The organism is Massilia sp. TSP1-1-2 (assembly GCF_049896185.1).
Lineage (GTDB): Bacteria > Pseudomonadota > Gammaproteobacteria > Burkholderiales > Burkholderiaceae_D > Telluria_A.
The window spans coordinates 29,652-53,165 of record NZ_JAFCTU010000007.1 but is presented as its reverse complement, the minus strand read 5'-3'; the positions used below and the strand labels follow the sequence as shown (position 1 = coordinate 53,165).

At 60.3% G+C, this 23,514-nt stretch carries 28 protein-coding genes and 1 pseudogene; 21 read left to right on the top strand and 8 right to left on the bottom strand.

The genetic code is table 11. From position 1 onward, the window contains the following. Window positions 1-94: 94 nt before the first annotated feature. Together ACP7BV_RS08100 and ACP7BV_RS08095 are read left to right on the top strand one after the other, a co-directional pair. Window positions 95-664 carry a 2OG-Fe(II) oxygenase gene (locus tag ACP7BV_RS08100; RefSeq protein ID WP_426103296.1) on the top strand — a complete coding sequence of 190 codons (570 nt, stop codon included), beginning with the start codon at window positions 95-97 and terminating at the stop codon, window positions 662-664. Window positions 665-693: 29 nt separating this feature from the next. Further along, complete coding sequence (locus ACP7BV_RS08095; protein WP_426103295.1) at window positions 694-1,170, top strand: low molecular weight protein-tyrosine-phosphatase; 477 nt, start codon at window positions 694-696, stop codon at window positions 1,168-1,170. Between the two features lie 102 nt (window positions 1,171-1,272). Here the strand turns inward: ACP7BV_RS08095 and rpmG are convergent, their stop codons facing one another. After that, window positions 1,273-1,443, bottom strand: a complete 171-nt coding sequence (gene rpmG / locus ACP7BV_RS08090; RefSeq protein WP_197422130.1) for a 50S ribosomal protein L33 — start codon at window positions 1,441-1,443, stop codon at window positions 1,273-1,275. Between the two features lie 10 nt (window positions 1,444-1,453). Further along, window positions 1,454-1,690 carry a 50S ribosomal protein L28 gene (rpmB, locus tag ACP7BV_RS08085; RefSeq protein WP_426103294.1) on the bottom strand — a complete coding sequence of 79 codons (237 nt, stop codon included), beginning with the start codon at window positions 1,688-1,690 and terminating at the stop codon, window positions 1,454-1,456. A 204-nt stretch (window positions 1,691-1,894) separates the two neighbouring features. Here rpmB and ACP7BV_RS08080 point away from each other — a divergent pair, with 204 nt between their 5' ends. Next, a complete protein-coding gene (locus ACP7BV_RS08080; protein WP_426103293.1) occupies window positions 1,895-2,392 on the top strand; it encodes an MgtC/SapB family protein in 498 nt (165 codons plus the stop codon). A 64-nt stretch (window positions 2,393-2,456) separates the two neighbouring features. On the opposite strand, the gene radC is transcribed toward ACP7BV_RS08080, so the two are convergent. Both radC and ACP7BV_RS08070 read right to left on the bottom strand, forming a co-directional pair. Further along, the gene (gene radC / locus ACP7BV_RS08075) at window positions 2,457-3,134 is read right to left on the bottom strand and encodes a RadC family protein (RefSeq protein WP_426103292.1); all 678 of its coding nucleotides are present in this window, start codon (window positions 3,132-3,134) and stop codon (window positions 2,457-2,459) included. Between the two features lie 81 nt (window positions 3,135-3,215). Then, a complete protein-coding gene (locus tag ACP7BV_RS08070; protein WP_426103291.1) occupies window positions 3,216-3,461 on the bottom strand; it encodes a hypothetical protein in 246 nt (81 codons plus the stop codon). Window positions 3,462-3,599: 138 nt separating this feature from the next. On the opposite strand from ACP7BV_RS08070, the gene ACP7BV_RS08065 reads away from it, so the two are divergent. The 6 genes from ACP7BV_RS08065 (at window position 3,600) to ACP7BV_RS08040 (ending at window position 8,943) form a co-directional block, all read left to right on the top strand. Further along, window positions 3,600-4,055 carry an FKBP-type peptidyl-prolyl cis-trans isomerase gene (locus tag ACP7BV_RS08065; protein ID WP_426103290.1) on the top strand — a complete coding sequence of 152 codons (456 nt, stop codon included), beginning with the start codon at window positions 3,600-3,602 and terminating at the stop codon, window positions 4,053-4,055. 36 nt (window positions 4,056-4,091) lie between these two features. Further along, the gene (gene ispH / locus ACP7BV_RS08060; RefSeq protein WP_426103289.1) at window positions 4,092-5,027 is read left to right on the top strand and encodes a 4-hydroxy-3-methylbut-2-enyl diphosphate reductase; all 936 of its coding nucleotides are present in this window, start codon (window positions 4,092-4,094) and stop codon (window positions 5,025-5,027) included. Window positions 5,028-5,259: 232 nt separating this feature from the next. Continuing rightward, window positions 5,260-6,189: a branched-chain amino acid ABC transporter permease gene (locus tag ACP7BV_RS08055; RefSeq protein ID WP_426103288.1), complete on the top strand. Its 930-nt coding sequence runs from the start codon at window positions 5,260-5,262 to the stop codon at window positions 6,187-6,189. Window positions 6,190-6,212: 23 nt separating this feature from the next. Further along, complete coding sequence (locus ACP7BV_RS08050) at window positions 6,213-7,430, top strand: ABC transporter permease subunit (RefSeq protein WP_426103287.1); 1,218 nt, start codon at window positions 6,213-6,215, stop codon at window positions 7,428-7,430. Between the two features lie 11 nt (window positions 7,431-7,441). Further along, window positions 7,442-8,212: an ABC transporter ATP-binding protein gene (locus ACP7BV_RS08045; RefSeq protein ID WP_426103286.1), complete on the top strand. Its 771-nt coding sequence runs from the start codon at window positions 7,442-7,444 to the stop codon at window positions 8,210-8,212. Beyond that, window positions 8,212-8,943 carry an ABC transporter ATP-binding protein gene (locus ACP7BV_RS08040; protein ID WP_426103285.1) on the top strand — a complete coding sequence of 244 codons (732 nt, stop codon included), beginning with the start codon at window positions 8,212-8,214 and terminating at the stop codon, window positions 8,941-8,943. The genes ACP7BV_RS08045 and ACP7BV_RS08040 overlap by 1 nt, the downstream gene beginning before the upstream one ends. A 260-nt stretch (window positions 8,944-9,203) precedes the next feature. Here the strand turns inward: ACP7BV_RS08040 and phaP are convergent, their stop codons facing one another. Beyond that, window positions 9,204-9,767 carry a TIGR01841 family phasin gene (phaP, locus tag ACP7BV_RS08035; protein ID WP_426103284.1) on the bottom strand — a complete coding sequence of 188 codons (564 nt, stop codon included), beginning with the start codon at window positions 9,765-9,767 and terminating at the stop codon, window positions 9,204-9,206. A 396-nt stretch (window positions 9,768-10,163) separates the two neighbouring features. Between phaP and ACP7BV_RS08030 the strand changes: the two genes are divergently transcribed. The 3 genes and pseudogenes from ACP7BV_RS08030 to pbpG all read left to right on the top strand — a co-directional run. Further along, window positions 10,164-11,018: a DMT family transporter gene (locus tag ACP7BV_RS08030; protein WP_426103283.1), complete on the top strand. Its 855-nt coding sequence runs from the start codon at window positions 10,164-10,166 to the stop codon at window positions 11,016-11,018. Between the two features lie 8 nt (window positions 11,019-11,026). Further along, window positions 11,027-11,758 (top strand): nitroreductase, encoded by a 732-nt coding sequence (locus ACP7BV_RS08025; RefSeq protein WP_426103282.1) that lies wholly within the window; start codon window positions 11,027-11,029, stop codon window positions 11,756-11,758. Window positions 11,759-11,911: 153 nt separating this feature from the next. Next, window positions 11,912-13,030 (top strand): annotated as a pseudogene (pbpG, locus tag ACP7BV_RS08020) (D-alanyl-D-alanine endopeptidase); the annotation flags it as partial. A gap of 195 nt (window positions 13,031-13,225) precedes the next feature. Here pbpG and ACP7BV_RS08015 read toward each other — a convergent pair. Next, on the bottom strand, window positions 13,226-14,002 hold the full coding sequence (locus tag ACP7BV_RS08015) for an IclR family transcriptional regulator (RefSeq protein WP_426103281.1): 777 nt from the start codon (window positions 14,000-14,002) through the stop codon (window positions 13,226-13,228). A 130-nt stretch (window positions 14,003-14,132) separates the two neighbouring features. On the opposite strand from ACP7BV_RS08015, the gene ACP7BV_RS08010 reads away from it, so the two are divergent. The 9 genes from ACP7BV_RS08010 to ACP7BV_RS07970 all read left to right on the top strand — a co-directional run bounded on the left by ACP7BV_RS08010 (window position 14,133) and on the right by ACP7BV_RS07970 (window position 21,298). Then, entirely contained in the window at window positions 14,133-14,528 is a 396-nt protein-coding gene (locus ACP7BV_RS08010) for a diacylglycerol kinase (protein ID WP_426103280.1), read from the top strand. 89 nt (window positions 14,529-14,617) lie between these two features. Then, the gene (locus ACP7BV_RS08005) at window positions 14,618-15,181 is read left to right on the top strand and encodes an RBBP9/YdeN family alpha/beta hydrolase (RefSeq protein WP_426103279.1); all 564 of its coding nucleotides are present in this window, start codon (window positions 14,618-14,620) and stop codon (window positions 15,179-15,181) included. Between the two features lie 43 nt (window positions 15,182-15,224). Then, window positions 15,225-15,863 (top strand): peroxiredoxin, encoded by a 639-nt coding sequence (locus ACP7BV_RS08000; protein WP_426103278.1) that lies wholly within the window; start codon window positions 15,225-15,227, stop codon window positions 15,861-15,863. Window positions 15,864-16,020: 157 nt separating this feature from the next. Beyond that, complete coding sequence (locus ACP7BV_RS07995) at window positions 16,021-16,794, top strand: sulfite exporter TauE/SafE family protein (RefSeq protein WP_426103277.1); 774 nt, start codon at window positions 16,021-16,023, stop codon at window positions 16,792-16,794. A gap of 121 nt (window positions 16,795-16,915) precedes the next feature. Further along, complete coding sequence (cysT, locus tag ACP7BV_RS07990) at window positions 16,916-17,761, top strand: sulfate ABC transporter permease subunit CysT (RefSeq protein WP_426103276.1); 846 nt, start codon at window positions 16,916-16,918, stop codon at window positions 17,759-17,761. Beyond that, entirely contained in the window at window positions 17,761-18,633 is an 873-nt protein-coding gene (gene cysW, locus ACP7BV_RS07985; protein ID WP_426103275.1) for a sulfate ABC transporter permease subunit CysW, read from the top strand. The genes cysT and cysW overlap by 1 nt, the downstream gene beginning before the upstream one ends. A gap of 2 nt (window positions 18,634-18,635) precedes the next feature. Further along, complete coding sequence (locus ACP7BV_RS07980; protein ID WP_426103274.1) at window positions 18,636-19,709, top strand: sulfate/molybdate ABC transporter ATP-binding protein; 1,074 nt, start codon at window positions 18,636-18,638, stop codon at window positions 19,707-19,709. Then, a complete protein-coding gene (locus ACP7BV_RS07975) occupies window positions 19,706-20,635 on the top strand; it encodes a CysB family HTH-type transcriptional regulator (protein WP_426103273.1) in 930 nt (309 codons plus the stop codon). The genes ACP7BV_RS07980 and ACP7BV_RS07975 overlap by 4 nt, the downstream gene beginning before the upstream one ends. Window positions 20,636-20,785: 150 nt before the next feature. Then, window positions 20,786-21,298 carry a hypothetical protein gene (locus tag ACP7BV_RS07970; protein ID WP_426103272.1) on the top strand — a complete coding sequence of 171 codons (513 nt, stop codon included), beginning with the start codon at window positions 20,786-20,788 and terminating at the stop codon, window positions 21,296-21,298. 102 nt (window positions 21,299-21,400) lie between these two features. Here the strand turns inward: ACP7BV_RS07970 and ACP7BV_RS07965 are convergent, their stop codons facing one another. Both ACP7BV_RS07965 and ACP7BV_RS07960 read right to left on the bottom strand, forming a co-directional pair. Further along, window positions 21,401-22,447 (bottom strand): aldo/keto reductase, encoded by a 1,047-nt coding sequence (locus tag ACP7BV_RS07965; protein WP_426103412.1) that lies wholly within the window; start codon window positions 22,445-22,447, stop codon window positions 21,401-21,403. After that, window positions 22,434-23,495 (bottom strand): quinone-dependent dihydroorotate dehydrogenase, encoded by a 1,062-nt coding sequence (locus ACP7BV_RS07960; protein ID WP_426103271.1) that lies wholly within the window; start codon window positions 23,493-23,495, stop codon window positions 22,434-22,436. The genes ACP7BV_RS07965 and ACP7BV_RS07960 overlap by 14 nt, the downstream gene beginning before the upstream one ends. Between the last annotated feature and the right edge of the window lie 19 nt (window positions 23,496-23,514).

The following is a 23,514-nucleotide window of genomic DNA, read 5'->3' as shown; positions in this document are numbered from 1 at the left end:
GTGGCAAACGGAAAATAAGTTAGTTGCAGTAGATAATTAAGTCGGCTATGATGAACTTATCGCCCTCGGCCTGTTATTTTCTGAAAGTACCACTATGAATGCGACCCTGCCCGTGAACAAGCTGACGCCGGGCGTCTTCACAATTGAACACTTTTTCAGCCCCGAGGAATGCGCGCGCTATATTGCGCTGGGTGACGACATTGGTTATGTTGAGTCTGAAGTGAACTTTTCCACCGGGTCGCGCCGCGCCGCAGAAATTCGCAACAATGACCGGGTCATTTTCGACGATGCAACGCTCGCCGCGACACTGTTCGAACGTGCCCGGCACATGCTGCCGGCTGAGGTTTCGGGCTGGCAGCTTTCCGGCTTCAATGAGCGGCTGCGTTTCTACCGCTACACGCCGCAACAGTATTTCAAGTGGCACAGGGACGGCTCTTTCGCCAAAGGGCCGGATGAAGAGAGCATGTTGACGTTTATGATCTACCTCAATGACGGCTTTGATGGCGGCGCGACCGAATTCAAGGTGGAAGTGATCCAGCCGCGCACGGGAATGGCGCTGGTGTTTCCGCACCGTGCGACGCACCAGGGGGCCGAATTGCTGCGCGAGGTCAAGTACGTGCTGCGCACCGATGTGATGTACAAGAACGTCAACGGCGTGGAGTGATTCCGGAAAGCCTGTGGGATGATTGCAACATGAAAATTACTTCCATCCTTTTCGTGTGCATGGCGAACTACTGTCGCTCCCCCACGGCCGAGGGCGTTTTCCGCGCCCGCGCCCTCGCAGCGGGGCTGGCCGACCGGCTGCAGATCGATTCGGCCGGCACCCACAACTACCGCATCGGATGCGAGCCTGACCCGCGCTCGGCAGCCTGCGCCGCACGGCGCGGCTACGACCTGTCGGGCTTGCGCGCGCGCCAGGTCGTGGCGAGCGACTTTGTCGAGTTCGACCATATTTACGCCATGGATAACGAGAACCTGGCCGCGCTCACGCGCGCCTGTCCGCCCGAGCATCGCCACAAGCTGGGCTTGTTCATGCAGTACGCCAGGCATGCCGATTCGGACATCGTGCCCGATCCCTACCAGGGCGAGGACGATGGCTTTGACCTGGTCCTGGGCTACATTGAAGACGCTTCCGACGGCTTGATCGAGCACTTGCGCCGACACAGATAGATCACACAGCAAGGCACATAACAGGGCACACAACACGGCCCATAACAAAAGAGCCGCGCACTTGCGTGGGCGGCTCTTTTGGTACTGAAATGGGGATCCGGATTACTTGATCTTTGTTTCTTTGTACATGACGTGCTTGCGTGCCTTGGGATCGAACTTCATGATCTCCATTTTTGCAGGCATCGTGCGCTTGTTCTTGTCGGTGGTGTAGAAGTGACCCGTACCTGCAGTCGATTCCAGCTTGATTTTGTCGCGGCCAGTTTTTGCCATGATAGCTCCCTAATTAAACTTTAACGCCACGGGCACGCATGTCGACCAAGACGGCATCGATGCCGACTTTGTCAATGACGCGCAGACCGGCGTTGGACAAGCGCAGGGAGACCCAGCGATTTTCCGATTCGACGAAAATACGGCGATTTTGCAGGTTAGGCAAAAAACGACGCTTCGTTTTGTTGTTAGCGTGGGAGACGTTGTTACCAACCATCGGGCCCTTGCCAGTTACTACGCAAACACGTGCCATAGCGCACTCCTAAAATAAATCCAAACTTGGAAAAGAAAGAGTATAGCGTGAAAAGCGCTAGAGAATCAACGACTTGTGAAAAACAATTGTGTCTTCTAAGATTATTAAACTTAACAATGTGCGACACATTGCAACGTTCGTGGGGCTGGGCAAGAATCCATCTACAATCTGGTCTGTCAAATACCAATAAAACAGGAGTTGCGCATGGAGCCGTGGTTTCAAGAATGCTGGATGACCGTGCAGGAAGAATTTTCCGATTTGGGCGATGCCTCGGACATTACCCGGGTGGTTGTGCGCCTGACGGTGGCGATCGTGCTGGGCGCGATGCTCGGCTACGAGCGCGAATCGGTGGGCGCCTCGGCCGGCCTGCGCACGCACATGCTGGTCTCGCTCGGCTCTGCCTTGTTCGTGCTGATTCCCTTGCAGGCGGGCATGCCTTTGATGGATGCGTCGCGTGTGCTGCAAGGCGTGACCGCCGGCGTCGGCTTTCTGGGCGCGGGCGCCATATTGAAGTCGGAGAACGAAAAACAGGTGACCGGGCTGACCACGGCGGCCGGGGTGTGGCTGACAGCTGCGATCGGGGTCGCGGCGGGCATGGGACGCGAGGGGACGGCCGTGCTAAGCGCCGTGTTTGCGCTGGCGATCCTGTCGCTTCTCAAGTTCAAGAGCCGGCGCGCGCGCCTGAAGGAGCTACGGGAATAGCGCTTGGCAGCGTCATGGATGGTTGAACATGACGAACGCCCGGGAACGGCGCAGCGCCGACGAACTACAGTTGGCCGTGCTCGGCAAAGGAGTGAACGCTCGCCCCGGCCACGACAAAATGGTCCAGCACGCGTACATCGACCAGCGCCAGCGCCTGCGTCAGCGCGCGCGTGAGCAGCAGGTCGGCCTCGCTCGGCTCGGCGACCCCGGACGGATGATTGTGCGCCAGCAGCACGCTGGCCGCATTGTGAACGAGAGCCGCCTTTACCACCTCGCGCGGATAGACGCTGGTGTGCGTGAGCGTGCCGCGGAACATTTCTTCGCTGGCAATCAAGCGGTTTTTTACATCCAGGAACAACACGACGAAGGATTCATGCGCCTGACGCCCCAGTTGCAGGCGCAGGTAAAGCCGCACCGCGTCGGGCGAGGACAGGGTGGTGCCGTCGCGCAGCTGCTCGCCGATGGCGCGCCGCGCCAGTTCCATGATGGCTTGCAACTGAGCGGACTTGGCGGGACCCAGACCGTGCACCGCCGACAGCTGCCCGGCGCCGGCGCCAAGCAAGGCGTGCAGGGAGCCGAAGGTGGCGATCAGGTCGCGCCCCAGTTCGACCGCGCTTTTGCCGCGCACGCCCACGCGCAAGAACAGCGCCAGCAGTTCAGGGTCCGACAACGCCTTGGCGCCTTCGCGGTTCATGCGTTCGCGCGGACGCTGCTGTTCCGGCCAGTCGCTGATGCTTCCCATCCACATTCTCCACCGGTCTACGGCGCCCGATTGCAACCGTGTTATTTGGACCGCTGAGGCAGGCTGGAGTTCGCGGCGCCGTCAAGCCTGGTAATTGGCATTGATAAAAAGCAGTGCCAGCGGGACGGTGGCGATGGCGACCAAGATCGGCGCCATCGCCAGCAGGCGCACCAGGATGCCCGCTTCGGGATAGGTCGTTATCGTTTCCCGGTAGCCTTTCCAGCCGAAGAAAATCGATACCGGCAACAGCACCAGCAGCGGCAGCACCAGCCAGGCAGTCAGAAACATCAGAAAAGAACAGAACAGCGAGAGTATGGCAAAGCCCATGATGGCGGCACCTGAAATGGGGAAACATGTAGCATACGGCAAAGTTGACCGAATGGAACTATTAATGTGCTCATCGTGGGGTCGGAATGCACCAGCCTGACGCGGTACAATATCGCTTTCCCAGCTCTAGCGAACATCATGTCCAATGCCACTCCCTTGGTCGTCACCCCGTCGGCCTACCTGACCCTGCATTACCGGCTTGCCAGCGCGCAGGGCACCGACCTCATCACGACCTTCGGCGGCAACCCGGCCACGCTGATGCTGGGCCAGGGACAGCTCGCGCCGTTCCTCGAAGACGCCTTGCTGGGCCTGGAAGAGGGCGCGCACAAGGTGTTCGAGCTCGCTCCCGGACAAGCTTTCGGCGAGCGCAACAACGAGCTGGTGCGCGACGTCTCGCGCGCCACGCTCGATGAAAACTCGGCGCCGGGCGCCGACTACCGCATCGGCGACCTGGTCGACTTTGCAGCGCCCGGCGGCGGTCGCTTTGCCGGCATCCTGCGCGAACTGCGCGAGGACGGCGCCACCTTCGACTTCAACCATCCGCTGGCCGGCCAGTCGCTGACATTCGAAGTCAAACTGATTTCGGTGCTGTAACAAGTGACAAGTAACAAGTAACGTGAGGGAAACATAATGACCAGTGAAATTCTCCTGGCCCAGCCGCGCGGCTTTTGCGCCGGGGTCGACCGTGCCATTGAAATCGTCGAGCGCGCGCTGCAGCAGTTTGGCGCGCCTATTTATGTGCGCCACGAAATCGTGCACAACGCCTATGTGGTGGACGACTTGCGCAACAAGGGCGCGATCTTTATCGAAGACCTGGACGACGTCCCGGCCGGCAATACGCTGGTGTTTTCCGCGCACGGCGTCTCGAAAGCGGTGCGGGCCGAGGCCGAAGCGCGCGGCCTGACCATTTTCGACGCCACCTGTCCCCTGGTCACCAAGGTGCATGCGGAAGTGGCCAAGATGCGCCGCCAGGGCTGCGAAATCATCATGATCGGCCACGACGGCCATCCGGAAGTGGAAGGCACGATGGGCCAAACCAATGAAGGCATGTACCTGGTTGAAACCGTGGCCGACGTGGCCGCCCTGGCCGTGACGAGCCCGGACAATCTGGCGTTTGTGTCGCAGACCACCTTGTCGGTGGACGACACGGCCGACATCATTGCCGCCATCAAGCAAAAATATCCAAACGTGATCGAGCCTAAAAAAGGCGATATCTGCTACGCCACCACCAACCGCCAGGAAGCAGTCAAATTCATGGCGCCGCAGGTGGACGTGGTGATCGTGGTTGGCAGCCCCAACAGTTCGAATTCGAACCGGCTGCGCGAGGTGGCTGAAAAGAAAGGTACGCCCGCCTACATGGTCGACAACGCCTCGCAAATCGATCCGCAATGGCTCGTTGGCAAGCTGCGGATCGGCGTCACGGCTGGTGCTTCTGCGCCTGAAGTGCTGGTGCAGGCCGTCATCGACCGGCTCAAGGAACTCGGTGCGCGCAGCGTGCGCGCGCTCGATGGCGTGGAGGAACATGTGACGTTCCCGCTGCCCAAAGGCTTGGTCGGGGCAGCTTAAGCCAAAAAAACCGTGCTTGGCGAAATAATATTTGGAACACGTGTTATTTTCCGATATTAGTTTTTATCATTCCTCGCTATCATGACGACGCTCGGAATTTTTGTCGCTGGAGGCAAGTAAATACGCCTCGTGCGGTGCGCGGTTACATTGGAACCATGAAACAAGGAGCGGCACCTCGGGGGTTTCCCCGGGTGCCGTTTTTGTTACGACGATTTAAAAGAGGCGCTTAAACATGGATACATTCATCCAACAGATTATCAACGGTCTTGTGCTCGGCAGCATGTATGCCCTGGTCGCCCTCGGCTACACCATGGTGTACGGCGTATTGAACCTGATTAACTTCGCGCACGGCGACGTGTTGATGATCGGCGCCATGGTCGGCCTGTCGATCCTCAAAGGACTCTCCATTGTCGCGCCTGGTTTGCCCGGCTTTGCGATGTTGGGCATTGCCATTGCCGGCGCCATTCCCGTGTGCATGCTGGTGAACGTCATCATCGAACGGGTCGCTTACCGCCGCTTGCGCAACGCGCCGCGCCTGGCGCCCCTGATTACGGCGATTGGCGTCTCTTACCTGTTGACTACGTTTGCGATGATGATCTGGGGCCGCAGCCCGCTGTCGTTCCCGCAACTGCTCTCGTCCGAGCCGATCAATATCGGCGGCGCCGTCATTTCGCAAACCCAGGTCGTGCTGCTGGCGCTGGCCGTGATGGCGATGGCCGCGCTGGTGGTGCTGGTTGAAAAAACCAAGATGGGCCGCGCGATGCGCGCCACCGCCGAAAACCCGCGCGTTGCCGGCCTGATGGGCGTGGACTCGAACAAGGTCATCGTAGCAACCTTTGCCATCGGTGCGGCGCTGGCCGCCATCGCCGGCGTGATGTGGGGCGCCAACTATTCATCGATCCAGTTTGCGATGGGTTTCCTGCCCGGCTTGAAGGCTTTCTGCGCCGCCGTGCTGGGCGGTATCGGCAATATCTACGGCGCCATGATCGGCGGCATTTTGCTGGGTTTGATCGAAGCGCTGGGCGCCGGCTACATCGGCGACCTGACGGGCGGCTTTCTGGGCAGCCACTACCAGGACATCTTTGCGTTTGTGGTGCTCATCCTGGTGCTGACGGTGCGTCCCTCCGGCATCATGGGCGAACGCGTCGCCGACCGCGCCTGACCGACAACCGATAAAGGATCACCATGGCACTTCTCACTTTTGACGTTGAGCACAACAAGAAAAAAGCATTTGCCAGCATGGGCGTGGTGCTGCTCCTGCTGCTGATTTTCCCCTTCGTTGCCCAAAATTTTGGCAACTCGTGGGTGCGCATCATCGACATGGCGCTGCTGTACATCATGCTGGCGCTGGGCTTGAACATCGTGGTTGGCTTTGCCGGCTTGCTGGACCTGGGCTACATCGCGTTTTTTGCGATCGGTGCTTACCTGGCCGCGCTGCTGGCGTCACCCCATTTTGCGGTGTTGCTAACGTCGGTGGCCGACGAGTATCCGCGCTTGAGCGAGTGGCTGCTGGGCAGCGGCCTCATTTCCAAGGATGTGCAGGATAACGGCATTCACCTGTCGGTCTGGCTGATCGTGCCGCTGGCCGCGCTGGTGGCGGGCTTTTTCGGCGCCTTGCTGGGCGCGCCTACGCTGAAACTGCGGGGCGACTACTTGGCCATCGTCACGCTCGGCTTTGGCGAAATTATCCGCATTTTCATGAACAACCTGAATGCGCCCATCAATTTTTCCAACGGCCCGCAAGGCATTAACATGATCGACCCGGTCTCGATCGCCGGCGTTTCGCTGGCGGGCGAAGCCGGTTCCAAGGCCACCGTCATGCTGGGCAGCTACGCCATGCCCTCGGTGAATGCGTATTACTTCTTGTTCCTGTTCCTGTGCATCGCCATCGTGTTCGTCACCTCGCGCCTGCAGCATTCGCGCCTTGGCCGGGCCTGGGTCGCGATTCGCGAAGATGAAATCGCCGCCAAGGCCATGGGCATCAACACGCGCAACATCAAGCTGCTCGCGTTCACCATGGGCGCGTCCTTCGGTGGCGTGGCCGGCGCGATGTTTGCGTCGTTCCAGGGTTTTGTGTCGCCTGAATCGTTTGCGCTGACCGAATCGATCGCCGTGCTGGCGATGGTGGTGCTGGGCGGTATTGGCCACGTGCCGGGCGTGATCTTGGGCGGCGTGCTGCTGGCTGCCTTGCCGGAAGTGCTGCGTCACACGGTCGAGCCGTTCCAGATGCTGGTGTTCGGCAAGGTCTTGGTGGAAGCGGAAGTGTTGCGCCAGCTGCTGTACGGCCTGGCGATGGTGCTGATCATGCTGTATCGCCCGGCCGGCCTGTGGCCCTCGCCCAAGCATGAAGACCGTCCGGACGCGGCCGAGACCAACAAGCAAGACGCCTTTCCGGCTGCGTGAGGAAGATGACGATGAGCCAACAGACTATCCTTAAAATCGAAGGCGTGAACAAGCGCTTTGGCGGCTTGCAGGCGCTGACCAATGTCGGCATCGAGATCCAGCAAGGCCAGATCTATGGCCTGATCGGCCCCAACGGCGCCGGCAAGACCACGTTTTTCAATGTCATTACGGGGCTGTACCAGCCGGATACGGGCGGTTTTTTCCTGGCCGGCAAACCGTATTCGCCGTCGGCGCCGCACACCGTGGCCAAGGCCGGGATTGCCCGCACCTTCCAGAACATCCGCCTGTTTGGCGAAATGACGGCGCTGGAAAACGTCATGGTCGGTTGCCACGTGCGCACGCACCAGGGCGTGTTCGGCGCCGTATTTCGCTTCCCGGCGGCGCGCCGCGAAGAAGCGATGATCCGCGAACGCGCGCAAGCGCTGCTCGACTTTGTCGGCATTGGCGCGTTCGCCAAGCGCACCTCCAAATTCTTGTCGTACGGCGACCAGCGGCGCCTGGAAATTGCACGCGCGCTGGCCACCGATCCGGTGCTGCTGGCGCTCGACGAGCCGGCCGCAGGCATGAATGCGACGGAAAAGCTGGCCTTGCGCGAGTTGCTGGTGAAAATCAAGGAAGAGGGCAAGACGATCTTGCTCATCGAGCACGACGTCAAGCTGATGATGGGTTTGTGCGACCGCATCACGGTGCTGGAGTATGGCAAGGTGATTGCAGAAGGCTTGCCTGCCGAGATACAAAAAAATCCGGCCGTGATTGAAGCCTATCTGGGAGGTGGCCACTAATGAGCGAAACTATGCTGAAGATCCAGGGTCTGAAGGTTGCCTACGGCGGCATCAAAGCTGTCAAGGGGATCGACCTGGAAGTGAACAAAGGCGAACTGGTCACGTTGATCGGGGCCAATGGCGCGGGCAAGACCACGACCTTGAAGGCGATCACCGGTACCTTGCCGCCATGCTCGGTGGAAGGGGTGATTAGCTACAAGGGCGTGTCGCTCAAGGATGCCAAGTCGTTCCATTTGGTTGAGAAAAAGTTGGCCATGGTGCCGGAAGGGCGGGGCGTCTTTACCCGCATGTCGATTGAAGAAAACCTGTTGATGGGCGCTTACACGCGCAACGACAAGGCGGGCATTGCGCTGGATGTGGAGAAGTGGTTCACGGTGTTCCCGCGGCTAAAGGAGCGGGCGTCGGCAATGGCCGGTACCTTGTCGGGCGGCGAACAGCAGATGCTGGCGATGGCGCGCGCGCTGATGAGTCACCCTGACTTGCTGCTGCTTGACGAGCCGTCGATGGGGCTCTCGCCTATCATGGTGGAAAAGATTTTTGAGGTGATTCGCGATGTGTCGAAGCAGGGGATTACGATCCTGCTGGTCGAGCAGAACGCGAAGCTGGCGCTGCAGGCGGCGCACCGCGGGTATGTGATGGATTCGGGCGCCGTGATCATGAGCGGGAATGCGGACGACATGCTGCATGATCCGCGGGTAAAGGCGGCGTATCTGGGCGAAGAGGCCGGGTAGTAGCGATAGCTCACATCGTCCTCGCGGATGCGGGGACCCATACAACAGTTGCTCAGTTGAACCGTTCCATGGGCCCCCGCGTTCGCGAGGACGATGTTGCTCTGCTGTACCGTCACCGTGATTGCGACAGCATCGTGAGCCAGATGTAACTTTGCGGCTTACGCTTTTGCCAGAGTCGTCCACGCGGGGACGATCCGCTGCTTGATGACGCAGACGTAAAAAAACCCGCCTCGGCGGGTTTTTCATTCAGCAACCAGGAATTACTTCTTGGCTTTTTGCACGGCATTCTGTGCAGCCTGGGTGAACTGGCTGACAGCCGTGTTCACGTTGGTTTCCATGGCTTCAACAGCTTGCTTGGCCGTCTTGGTGATTTGCTCGTAACCAGCGTTGGCATTGCCCAGGCTCGACTTGAAGGCAGCAACAACGTTCTCCGAACCGGCAGGCGCGTTCTTGGTCACTTCGTCAACCAGGGTGATGACCTTGCGGTTGGTTTCAGCAATTTGCAGCTCGGCTGCTTTGGTGAACTCAGCCTGGGTGCCGGCGGCGATCGCTGCAACCTGGCGGCTGTACGACATCGCTTTTTCAGCGTTTGGCTGGGCTTGTGCGGCGCTCAGCGAGAAGAATTCCTGTGGATCCTTAGCCGACAGCAACTGACGGGCGGCGGCCGACGACTCTTCCAGCGATGCCTTGGCAGCAGTCATGTTCAGTTCGATCAGCTTTTCCATGCCTTCGAATGCCTTCGAGGTCAGCGAGGAGAAAATGGCGAATTGCGATTCGAAATTGGCTTTGGTGGCGTTCGAAAACTGCTCTGGGATTGCAAACATAGAATTCTCCGGTATTGTATAAATGAATGGGTGCTGCTTAGAACTAATGAAGCAGGTAGATCCTAAACTTTCAGGCTGACGGTGTATTGTGCAGCGCAACAAGTTCTATTTTACTCAGATCTGGTGATGAGTCAAGCGCTTTTTGTGCGGTGCACCAAAATCAATTCTCACCAACTGTCAGCGCATTTTGCCATGCCATGACGAGGCCGCTGCAACAGTGCTTTCCATAGGAGAACAAGGGTCCAGGGCACGTCCCCAACAGGGGCGTGCTAGACTCGTCACGCCATGTTGATGAGCTTGTGATCTGGCGCAATATCACATGTGTGACCAACTAAACTATTGATTAATGTCAAAGAACGCTGAAAAAATGTTGCAACGCGACAATCCGGAGCGCGCTTGAGTCCGATACCGGTATTTTTCGTGTTCTTGTGGAGTACCGGTTTCATCGTTGCCAAGTTCGGCCTGCCATTCGCGCCCCCGCTCACCTTCCTGCTGCTGCGCTGCGCGTGCGTGCTGCTGGTGCTGGTACCGCTGGTCGGGGCGGTCAGGGCGCCATGGCCGACGGGAAGTATCGGCCATATCGCCGTGGCCGGCTTGCTGCTGCAGGCGGGCTACCTGGGTGGCGTCTGGTGCGCCATCAAGCTGGGCATGCCCGCCGGCGTCACGGCCCTGATCGTCGGCATGCAGCCCATCCTGACGGCTGCGGCCGCTCCGCTGATCGGCGAATCGGTGCGTCCGCGCCAGTGGCTTGGGCTTCTGTTGGGCCTGGCTGGCGTGGCGCTGGTGGTGTATGCCAAAATGTCGCTGGTCGGCCTGTCGCCGCTGGCAGTCGGCTACTGTGTGCTGGCGTTGCTGTCGATTACGGCGGGCACCATGTACCAGCGCCGCTTTTGCCCGCGCTTTGACCTGCGCACCGGTACCGTGATCCAGTTCGGCGCGACCGTGGCCTTGCTGCTCCCGCTGGCCATCGTGTTTGAAGGCTTCTCGCCCGGCTTGGCGACTGTGCAATGGACGCCAAGCTTCATCGGCGCCTTGCTGTGGTCGGTCTTTGCGCTGTCCATCGGCGCCATTTTCCTGCTGTTCACCCTGCTGCAGCGCAGTGACGCGACTGTGGTGACCAGCTTGCTTTACCTGACGCCGCCCACCACCGCCGTGATGGCGTGGATCATGTTCGGCGAGGCGTTCAGCCTGCTGGGCGTGGCGGGCATGGCGGTCGCCATTGTCGGCGTTGTGTGTGTCGTTAAAAAATAGGAGCAGTCATGTTTGTCAGCCAGCAGCAAGAGCAGCAAGAGCAGCAACAACAGCAACAGCGGCAGGACGCTGTCGATGCCGCCATCACCAGCCGCCACGCGATTCGGGCTTTTTTGCCAGACCCGATTGCGCGGGCCGACATCGAGCGCCTGCTTGAAGTGGCCGCGCGCGCGCCGTCCGGCACCAACACCCAGCCCTGGAAAGTCTATGTGCTGACCGGCGACAGCAAGACGCGCCTGTCGGACGCCATTCTCGCCGCCCACCAGGACCCAACGCTCAGCGCCCAGCACAGCGAGGAATACGCTTACTATCCGCGCGAATGGGTCTCGCCCTACGTTGACCGCCGGCGCAAGGTCGGCTGGGACCTGTACGCCTTGCTTGGCCTGACGCGCGACAACAAGGCTGGCATGGCGGCCCAGCATGGCCGCAACTACCGCTTTTTCGACGCGCCCGTCGGCTTCATCTTCACCATCGACCGGGTGATGGAGCAGGGCTCATGGCTCGACTATGGGATGTTCTTGCAAAGCATAATGATTGCTGCGCGAGGCTGCGGGCTGGACACGTGTCCGCAGGCGGCGTTTACGCAATACCACAAGATTATCGAGCAACACCTGGCGCTGCCGCCCGGCGAAATGGTGGTGTGCGGCATGGCGCTCGGCTACGCCGACCCCGACAAAATTGAGAATACCCTGGTCACCGCACGGGAGCCGGTCTCAGGCTTCGCTCGATATTTTGATTGAGGGTACACTGTTACATCGCAATAACTGCTCGCCCGAAATAGCGTAGCAGCCAGTGCACAACAGGCGCTACGTCGAGGCTGAATTCGCTTGCCATCGACGTCCGCTTTGTTACACTGCAACAAGATGCAGATGTCTGCGGTAAAGGATTTCCAGATGTATAAATTTGTCTTCAGTGCCCTCGTATCAGTCCTGCTTGTTGCCACGCCAGCCGACGCCGCGCGCGCCGATCACCGGGCCAAGGTCACCAAGGTCACCAAGGCCGGCAAAGCCGGCAAAGCCACCAGCGCCAACAAGGTCCGCGTTGGTGGTAAGGCGAGCGGCAAGCGCCGTGCCGGTCGGGCCGATGCCGTGCCACACAATAACTATGTCAGCCGCAGCGTTGTCGTCAGGGGCAAGCGCAAGCTGGTCTATGAGCGCATCGTCACCGCGCGCAACATCGCACCGGTGGTCGCGATGAGTGCGGGCGACCGCGCCGGCTTGAACCTGACGCGCGATGCGCTCGATCTGGCGTCGAGCGTGGCGCTGGTGCTCGATCAGAGCACCTCGGAAGTACTGTTCGAGAAAAATTCGAATGTCGCCTTGCCGATCGCCTCCATCACCAAGCTGATGACCGGCCTGATCGTGGTCGAAGCCAAGCAAGACATGGAGCAAGTGCTCACCGTCACTGACGACGATGTCGACCACGAAAAATTCACCCGCTCGCGCCTGCAGGTGGGCTCGCAAATGACGCGCAGCAGCCTGCTGCATATCGCGCTGATGAGTTCGGAGAACCGCGCCGCGGCAGCCTTGGGGCGCAACTATCCGGGCGGCGTGGCCGGCTTTGTCGAAGCGATGAACGCCAAGGCGCGCGAACTGGGCATGATTCATACGCGCTATGTCGATTCGAGTGGTCTGTCGAGCCGTAACGTGTCCAGCGCGCGCGACCTGGCCAAGCTGGTTGCGTTTGCCTACCACCAGCCGCTGTTGCGCCAGTTCTCGACCGATCCGCAGTCGCAGGTCGATGCGGGTGGACGTATCATGCAGTACAACAATACGAACTACCTGGTGAAAAACCCTGACTGGGATATCGGCCTGCAAAAAACCGGCTTCATCAATGAGGCGGGGCGTTGCCTGGTGATGCAAACCATTATTCAGGGCCGCCCGGTGATCATGGTGTTTTTGGATTCCAAGGGCAAGCAGTCACGTACCGCCGACGCCGGCCGCGTCAAGCGCTGGCTCGAAGCGTTCAACAAGCCGCCGGCGCTGACCCAGCCGCTGTACACGCAGAGCGACAATACGCTGCCGGTCACGCGGCCGGTCATCACGCGCTCGGCCGCTGTTCAACCGGTAACAGCGCAGCCGGCAATGGCGCCGGCAATGGCGCAACCGGCGACGGCGCAACCGTCCACCATGCGACCGCTCTTTACGCGCCCGACCATCGTGCGCCCGGCCACACCGCAACCGGCGGTGCCGCAACCTGCCAGCAATTCACAGCCCGGTGTAACCCAGGGTGGCTGAAATCTGCTTGGCCGTGTCGACCAGGTCATCCAGCCATTCTTCCTGGAGCCGGTCGGCCGGCGCCGAGATCGACAGGCCGGCCACCAGTTTGCCTGAATCGTCATAGATGCCTGCCGCCATGCAGCGCACGCCCAATTCCAGTTCTTCATTGTCGCGCGCATAGCCGCGCGTGCGTACCAGGCTCAGCTCGCGTTCGAGCTTGGCCAGGTCCGTGATCGAATTCTTGTTGTGTCCGGCAAGGCCGGTGCGCGTGGCGTAAGCGCGGATCGCCTTTGGCTCGTCCACCGACAGGAACAGCTTGCCGGTCGAGGTCAGGTGCAGCGGGCCGCGCCCGCCGATGGCGCGTACCACCTGCATGCCCGAGCGCTCCGAAAAAGCCCGGTCGATGTAGACGATTTCGTCGCCCTGGCGCACCGACAGGTTGATCGTTTGCTGGGTTTTTTTGTGCAGCGAGCGCATGAAGTCGAGCGCCGCTTCGCGCACCGACAGCCGGCTTTTGACCACGTTGCCCAGTTCCAGCAGGCGCATGCCGAGCCGGTAGGTGCCCGGTTCGACGCGATCGACAAAACGGGTGATGACCATGTCGTTGAGGATGCGGTGCGCGGTCGACGGGTGCAAGCCGGACACCTTGGACAATTCCTTCAGACTCACCGGATCGGTGTAGCTGGCCAGCGCGTCGAGCAAGGCCACCATGCGTTCGATGACCTGGATGGATGTTTTCGGGGCTTCGACGGTTTCAATTTTCATAATGTGGTTTGTGCGCTGCAGTATATATGGATCCTTTATACCATAATGTGAAAAGGATTGGCAATTTCCCTGTTGTGGATGACTTTGGGGCAGGGAGGTAAGGCATAATGCTGCATCGAAATTGCAGCGGATGACCACCATGACCCAGCCAGTGAGCGAATTCAAGAGCAAGAGCGGACTCCAGCGTATCCTGCCCGCCATGGGCTATGCCATCGCAGGCTTGAAAGCTGCCTATGAGAATGAGCATGCGTTCCGCCAGGAGTTGGTGCTGTTTGTCATCGGTACCGTGGTGGCGCTGTTGCTGCCAGTGTCGTCATTCCAGAAATTGTTCCTCGTTGGCGTGCTGGTGTTCGTGCTGATCGTCGAACTGTTCAACTCGGCCATTGAAGCGATCGTCGACCGCGTCTCGCTCGAGCGCCATCCCTTGTCCAAGAACGCCAAGGACATGGGCAGTGCGGCCGTCATGCTGTCAATTTTCCTGGCCGTGGCATGCTGGGCTGTGGTGCTGTTCAACCGTTTTTACTAAGACCGCTCCACTAAGCGCATAAACTAGCACGAAAGCATTCGTTCACTTTCGCTGCGCCTGCCCGTATTCTCCTGACTCAGGAGGCGCGCATGGCTACTCAACTTTTTCCCGATTTTCATGTCATTATTGTTCCCGGCTTGCATGACAGCAGCCCGGATCACTGGCAATCGCGCTGGCATCGCCGCCATCCCGAATTTGCGCGCGTGCGCCAGGACCACTGGGACCGCCCGCAGCTTGCTGCCTGGGCCGCCCGTCTCGGGCAGGTGCGCGCTGCCGATCCGCGCCCGGCCTTGCTGGTCGCTCACAGCTTTGGCTGCCTGACGGCGGTCCACAGCATTGCCCGCGACTGCAGCAACCTGGCGGGCGCCTTGCTGGTGGCGCCGGCCGATCCGGACAAATTTTCCGTTGCCGATCTGCTGCCGGCGCTGCCGCTGCCGTGTCCGTCCATCATGGTCGCCAGCAGCAATGACCCGTGGATGCGCGCCGACAACGCCGCGCGGTGGGCGGGGCGCTGGGGCAGCGAGCTGGTCGAAGGAGGGCTGCTGGGGCATATCAATGCCGAGTCCGGCCTGGGAAATTGGCCGCAGGGACAGGCGCTATTGCGCCGGCTGGCTGAAAAGGCGCACAATAGGATGGCGGCCATTCCGGCATGATTGACTTAGTATTATTCACTTGATTCATTTCACGGAGATCATTATGACTTTGCGTCTGGGCGATACCGCCCCCGATTTTGAGCAGGATTCATCCTTGGGTCCCATCAAGTTCCATGAGTGGGCGGGCGATTCATGGGTGGTGCTGTTTTCCCACCCGGCCGACTTCACGCCCGTGTGCACGACCGAGCTGGGCTTGACAGCCAAGCTCAAGCCCGAGTTCGACAAGCGCAATGTCAAGGCGATTGCCTTGTCGGTCGACCCGGCCGACCAGCACCGGCAGTGGATCAAAGATATCGAAGAGACGCAGCAGACGGTGGTGGGCTTTCCCATCATTGCCGACGCGGACAAGAAAGTCGCTGCGCTGTACGACATGATTCATCCGGAGCAATCGGCCACGGCCACGGTGCGCTCGCTGTTTGTGATTGATCCGAACAAGAAGATCAGGCTGTCGATCACGTATCCGATGAGCACGGGGCGCAATTTCGACGAAGTGCTGCGGGTGATCGATGCCTTGCAGCTGACCGACAAGCATACGGTGGCTACGCCCGGCAACTGGAAGGATGGGGACGATGTGATCATTCCCTTGACCGTGCAGGATCCGGATGTGATCAAGCAAAAGTATCCGAAAGGTTTTACTGCAGCCCGGCCATATTTGCGGTTGACGCCACAGCCGAACAAGTAAGCTTGCCCAACAACGTGGTGGAAGAGCATGCGCGCAGACACGGTGTATTTTGCTCAAACCCCGCTCATTTCCACCACACGCATAAGCAAATAAGCTTTCTGTCGTTTGTTTTACTGCTGAGCCCCTTTACCCTTGCAGCTACTTTAGGGGTTCTCGCATGCTTACTACATATATTATTTCCGGCTTTGCCGTCGGCTTGTTGGTCGGCATGACCGGCGTGGGCGGCGGTTCCCTGATGACGCCGCTGCTCACGCTCATCTTCGGTATTCCACCCTCCGTGGCCGTGGGCACCGACCTGGCCTTCGCCTCCATCACCAAGACGGCCGGCACCTTCACCCACCGCCTGCGCGGCACGGTGCGCTGGGACATCGTCAAGCTGCTGTGCTACGGCGCCTTGCCTGCGGCCGTCCTCACCACGCTGGCCCTGAAATACTTCGGCACCGTCGACAAGAGCATCGGGCAAGTCATCCGCTACTCCATCGCCGGCTCGGTTTTGTTGACCGTGGTCGCCATCTTGTTCAAGGGGAAAATGCTGGCCTGGCTGGCCGCCCATCCGGAGCGCCAACTGCAAGGCAGGGCACTGGACACGGCAACCATCGTCGCCGGCGTTGTGCTCGGCACGCTCGTGACGGTGTCCTCCATCGGCGCCGGCGCCATTGGCGCCACCTTGCTGGTCATGCTTTACCCGCGCCTGAGTTCGGCCGAAGTGGCCGGCACCGACATCGCCTACGCCGTGCCGCTGACCGCAATCGCCGCCTTCGGCCACTGGTGGCTGGGATCGATCAACTGGACGCTGCTGGCCATGCTGCTGATCGGCTCGGTTCCCGGGATCACCATCGGTTCCTGGTTCGCACGCTCCGTGCCGGAAAAATTCCTGCGCGTACTGCTGGCCCTGACCTTGACCGGCGTCGCTGCAAAACTCATTTACTGATCGCTCAGCGCATTCCTAATAACAAAAAACGACTATGCAAATGAGGAAAGCTTCGTTTCCTTTATGACTCCATAGTGCGATTATTGAGCCTTCTTAGATAAAAATGTAATAAGAGGGCTCCATGTCTCCTACCCCCAAGCCTCAACGCGCGCCTTACCGGGTCATGCCCGGGTTCGGCCTGTCGTTGGGGTTCACCATTTTCTACCTGGCGCTGATCGTCCTGATCCCGCTCTCGGCGGTGTTCCTGAAAACCTTCACGATGACGTGGGAAGCCTTTTGGGCGGCCGTCACGTCGGACCGTGTGATGGCGTCTTACCGGCTCAGCTTTGGCGCGTCGCTGATTGCCGCCACCATCAACGTGTTTTTCGGCGGCATCGTCGCCTGGGTGCTGGTGCGCTACCAGTTTCCCGGCAAGCGCATCATCGACGCCCTGGTCGACCTGCCGTTCGCGCTGCCCACCGCAGTGGCCGGCATTACGCTCACCGCGCTGTATTCGTCCAACGGCTGGATTGGCCAGTACCTGGAAAAACTCGGCTGGAAGGTCGCCTTTACGCCGGTCGGCGTGGTGGTGGCGCTCACCTTCATCGGCTTGCCGTTCGTGGTGCGCACGGTGCAACCGGTACTCGAAGACGCCGAGCGCGAACTCGAGGAAGCGGCCGCCAGCCTGGGCGCCACGTCGTTGCAAACTTTTACCCGCATCATTTTCCCGACCATCATGCCGGCCATGCTGACCGGCTTCGCGCTCGCCTTTGCGCGCGCCACCGGCGAATACGGTTCGGTCATTTTCATCGCGGGGAACATGCCGATGGTGTCCGAGATCACGCCGCTGTTCATCATCACCAAGCTGGAACAATACGACTACGCGGGCGCCACGGCGATCGCGGTCGTGATGCTGGTCGCATCCTTTCTGATGCTGCTGTCGATTAACCTTTTGCAGGCGTGGACGCGCAAACGGGCGGGCAAATAATGAACGGTTCACGCCAGTCATCCAACAACGTGCTTGAGCCGGCCTGGATCCGGATCGTGCTCACGCTGGTCGCCTTGAGTTTTCTCGCGCTGTTCCTGTTCGTGCCGCTGGTGGCGGTGTTCGTCGAGGCCTTCAAAAAGGGCTGGCAAACCTACCTGACCGCGATCACCGACCCGGACGCCGTCTCGGCCATCAAGCTCACGCTGATCGCCGCCGTCATCTCGGTGCCGCTGAACCTTGTGTTTGGCGTGTGCGCGGCGTGGGCCGTGGCCAAGTTCGAGTTTCGCGGCAAGAGCATCTTGCTCACGCTGATCGACTTGCCGTTCTCGGTTTCGCCCGTGATCTCGGGCCTGATCTACGTGCTGATGTTCGGCGCCCAGGGCTGGTTTGGCCCATGGCTGCAAGAGCACGACATCAAGATCCTGTTCGCGTTGCCGGGCATCGTGCTGGCGACCGTATTCATCACGTTCCCGTTCGTGGCGCGCGAGCTCATTCCGCTGATGCAGTCGCAGGGCAATGAGGAAGAAGAAGCGGCGCTGGTGCTGGGCGCGTCGGGCTGGAAGACGTTCATCAAGGTGACGCTGCCGAACATTAAATGGGGCCTGCTGTACGGCGTGATCCTGTGTAACGCGCGCGCCATGGGTGAATTTGGCGCGGTGTCGGTGGTGTCGGGCCATATCCGCGGCCAGACCAACACCATGCCGCTGCACGTGGAGATCCTCTACAACGAATACCACTACGCGGCCGCCTTTGCCGTCGCTTCGCTGCTGGCGTTGCTGGCGCTGGTGACGCTGGCAATCAAATCATTTATCGAATGGCGTTTGCACGAGACCGACCCGGTCGAATCGGCAGCACGCAACAGGGAGCATTGACCATGACGATCGAAGTCAAGAATATCAACAAGCGTTTCGGCGAATTCGTCGCGCTCGACAATGTGTCGCTGCAGTTCCCGGCGGGCGAACTGACCGCGCTGCTCGGGCCTTCCGGCTGCGGCAAGACGACACTGCTGCGCATCATTGCGGGCCTGGAGCATCCCGATTCGGGCAGCGTGCTGCTCGACGCCCAGGATGCGTCGCGCCGCCATGTGCGCGAGCGCCAGGTCGGCTTCGTGTTCCAGCACTATGCGCTGTTCAAGCACATGACGGTGTTCGAGAACGTCGCCTTCGGCCTGCGCGTCAAGCCGGCCAAGGAGCGCCTGCCCGAAGACCAGATCCGGCGCAAGGTCAAGGATCTGCTCGAGCTGGTGCAGCTTGACTGGCTGGGCGACCGTTTTCCGCCGCAGCTGTCGGGTGGACAGCGCCAGCGCATTGCTCTCGCGCGCGCGCTGGCGGTCGAACCGCGCGTGCTGCTGCTGGACGAGCCATTCGGCGCGCTCGACGCCAAGGTGCGCAAGGAATTGCGGCGCTGGCTGCGCCGCCTGCACGACGACCTGCATGTGACGTCCATCTTTGTCACGCACGACCAGGAGGAAGCGCTGGAAGTGGCCGACCAGGTGGTGTTGATGAACAAGGGGCGGGTCGAACAGCTGGGCGCGCCCGACGAGGTCTACAACAACCCGGCGTCGCCCTTCGTGTACGGCTTTCTGGGTAACGTCAACCTGTTTCACGGGCGGGTGCACGAAGGGGTGCTGGCCAGCGGCGACGCCAGCTTTACGGTGCCCGACCACGCCCAGGTACAAGACAGCAAAGGCATCGCCTACGTGCGTCCGCATGACCTGGACGTCGAGCGCTACGTGGCCGGCGGCGAAGGCATCGTCGTCACGCTGCGCCGCGCGCATGCGATCGGTCCGCTCGCCCAGCTGGACCTGGAACGGGCCGACAACGCGGAACTGATCGAGGCCGTCATTCCCAATGAGCGCTACAGCCAGCTGCAGCTGCGCGAAGGCGACACGCTGCTGGTGCGCCCGCGCCGGATGCACGTGTTTGTCGACCAGGGAGCATCGATATGAACTTCCAACAATTGCGCTCGATTCGCGAAACGGCGCGCCGCGGCTACAACCTGACCGAGGTGGCCAACGCGCTGTTTACGTCGCAGCCGGGCGTGAGCCGCCAGATCCGCGAGCTCGAAGACGAACTTGGCGTCGTCATTTTCGAGCGCAACGGCAAGCGCCTGACCGGCATGACGGAGCCGGGCAAGGGCATCCTCAAAATCATCGACCGGCTGCTGGTGGAAGCGGAAAACCTGCAGCAGGCAAGCCTCGATTACGCGGGCCAGAATAGCGGCACGCTGACCATCGCGGCCACCCACACGCAGGCGCGCTATGCGCTGCCGAAGGTGGTGCAGTCGTTCAGGCAGGATTTTCCGGACGTGCGCATCGCGCTCCAGCAAAGTACGCCCGACCATATCGCGCAGTGGGTCTTGTCGGGCAAGGCCGACATCGGCATTGCGACCGAGGGCTTGTCGCAGTTTCCCGATCTGGTGTCGTTTCCGTGCTACCGCTGGAGCCACCTGATCGTGGTGCCGGACGGGCATCCGCTGCTGGGCCATTCGCCGATCCGGCTCGAGGACCTGGCCGCTTTTCCCCTGATTACCTACGACGTGGGCTTTACGGGCCGCGGGCATATCGATGCGGCGTTTGCCCAGGCTGGCGTGAAGACCGATATCGTACTTACGGCCATGGATTCGGATGTGATCAAGCAGTATGTGTCGCTCGGGATGGGCGTGGGGATCGTGGCCTCGATGGCGTTCGATCACGGGCGCGACAAGGGGTTGCGCGCGGTCGAGGCGTCGCATTTGTTTGCGCCCAATGTGACGCGGCTGGCCCTGCGGCGGGGGGCGTATTTGCGTGAGTATGCGTATCGGTTTATCGCGCAATTCGCGCCCGAGGTGACGCGCGCGCAAGTGGAGAAGGCGTTAAATGCAGATGTGCAATAAGTACCTTGTTATTTTTAACTGTTTGTATAGACAAGCAGATTGAAATAATAACAATTAAAAAATTGCAAATATTTAATTACATCATATAATGATTCCTCATAAGAACAATTCATTCCGGAAACTTCGGTCTGACCATACAGGGATCAAAACATGTTTGCAAAACGTTATATCGGTTTGGCGGGAACGAGCGCCGCATTGGCCGCGCTGATCATTACCCCCGGCTGCGCGTCAATCGTTAGTGGAACGAGCCAGATTATTTCGGTCGAAACACTCTCCGACGCTGGTAAAGTCGATGGCGCCAGTTGCAAACTTCAAAATGATAAGGGTGTTTATTTTGTCACGACGCCTGGCACCGTGACAGTCCGCCGTGCTTATGGCGACATGAATGTCAAGTGCGAAAAGGCGGGCTTTCCAACGGGTATGGCCAGCGTCAAGTCCAAAACTAAAGGTATGATGGCCGGCAATATCATTTTCGGCGGCGTGATTGGCGCCGGCGTCGATGCAGCTTCCGGTGCAGCTTATGATTACCCGGTTTTGTTACAGATCAAAATGAACGACGCGGTTGCCAATTCAGTGTTGCCACCATCGACAGCGGCGGCGCCATCCGCAGCGCCTGCGCAGGCAGCGTCGGCCGACATGGTAAATGGCGTACCGATGAAATAAAATGTGAGCCGCAAGATGCAGCAACGCCACCCGAGGGTGGCGTTGTTGTTTGATCCTAGGCGGGCGGGCGTGCCTTTCAGGCGCTGTCGTTCAGTGCCGAGGCTATGCCCCCGGATTCGTTATCCGCGCATGAATCCCATCAATCGCATCAACCACTTCTGCCGCCAGCACCACGCTGGCCGCATCGATATTTTCCTTCAGCTGCGCCAGGCTGGTCGCGCCAATGATGGTCGAGGCCACGAACCAGCGTGAATAACACCACGCCAGCGCCATCTGCGTCGGCGTCATCGCGTTCGCCCTGGCCAGTTCAACATAGTCCTTGACCGCCGCCAGCACGCTTGGCCGCAAATAGCGCGGACTCCAGTTGGCGGGAAAAATCGTCAGCCGTCCCGACGCTGTCGGGTCATCGAGATACTTCCCGCTCAGCTGCCCGAACGCCAGCGGGCTATACGCGAGCAGGCTCACTTCTTCGCGATAGCAGGTTTCGTTAAGCAAGCTGGTTTCAAAACTGCGCGCGGTCAGGTTGTACAAATTCTGGATCGTGGCAATGCGCGGCAGGCCCTTGGCCTCGGCCTGCTTGATGTATTCGCTCACGCCCCATGCGCTTTCGTTGGATACGCCGATGTGTCCGATCTTGCCTTCGTCAATCAGCTTGCCCAGCACGGCCAGCGTGTCTTCAATCGCCACGCAGCTGCGCTCCTTGGCCGGCTCGAATGCGGTCGCGCCGAAAATCGGCACGTTGCGGCTCGGCCAGTGGATCTGGTACAGGTCGATATGGTCGGTCTGCAGGCGCGCCAGGCTGGCCTCGACGGCGGCGCGGATATTGACCGCATCGAGGTTGTTCTTGCCGTTGCGGACCCAGTGCATCGCCGCGTTGGGACCGGCCACTTTGGAGGCCAGCACGATCTCGCCGCGCCGGCCGCTTTTTTTGAGCCACGAGCCGATGAAGCGCTCGGTGGCACCCTGCGTCTGCGCGCGCGGCATGACCGGGTACATCTCGGCGGTATCGATGAAGTTGATGCCGCGTTCAAGCGCGTAATCGAGCTGGCTGTGGGCGTCGGCCTCGCTGTTTTGCTCGCCGAAGGTCATCGTGCCGAGGCATACCTTGGATACTTCCAGCGCCGTGGCGCCCAGCTTACGCTTGTCCATCTTGTCCATGTTGTCCTCCAATCGCTTGCGCGCACTCGCGCACCAACCCCGGGCCGGCGTAAATGAGGCCGGTGTACAGCTGCACCAGCGAGGCGCCCAGCTTCATTTTGACGCGCGCATCGTCGCCATTCATGATGCCGCCCACGCCGATGATCGGCAGCGCGTCGCCCATTTCGCGCTTGAGCGCGCGGATCACGATGTTCGACAGTTCGAACACCGGTTCGCCCGAGACGCCACCCTGTTCGTTCCCGTTGCGCACGCGGTCCACCGTGCGATGATTGAGCGTGGTGTTGGTGGCGATGACGCCGTCGATCTTGTGGCGCAGCAGCGTGTCGGCGATGTTCTTGATCTGCTCGGCGTCGAGGTCGGGCGCGATCTTGAGCGCCAGCGGCACGTAGCGCTTGTGCTGGTCCGACAGGCGCAACTGGGCCTGTTTGAGCGTGGCGAGCAGCGCGTCCAGTTCCGAGGCGCCCTGCAGCTGGCGCAGGTTGGCCGTATTGGGCGACGAAATATTCACCGTCACGTAGCTGGCGTACGGATAGACCTTTTCAAGGCAGTGCAGGTAGTCGTCGACCGCATTCTCGATCGGGGTGGCGGCGTTCTTGCCGATGTTCAGGCCCAGGATGCCTTCTTTATTTTGATAAAATTTCGACGACTGCACATTGGCGACAAACGCATCGACGCCGCCATTGTTAAAGCCCATGCGGTTGATAATGGCGCGCTTGGCCGGCAGGCGGAAGATGCGCGGCTTGGGGTTGCCCGGCTGCGCGCGCGGCGTGACGGTGCCCACTTCGATCGATCCGAAACCGAGTGCGGCCAGCGCGTCGATGTAGGCGCCGTCCTTGTCCAGCCCGGCGGCCAGGCCGACCGGATTGGGAAAGGTCAGGCCCATCACCACGCGCGGATCCGGCGCCGCCTTGCGCAGCCTGGCCGTCAGGCCCAGCGCGTGCGCCTTGCGCAGCGCAGGCAGGGTCAGGTTGTGCGCAGCCTCCGCATTGAGCGAAAACAGCAGGGGACGGGTCAGGGCGTACAACAATTTTTCAGACATGGGCCACTCGGGTTGGTGC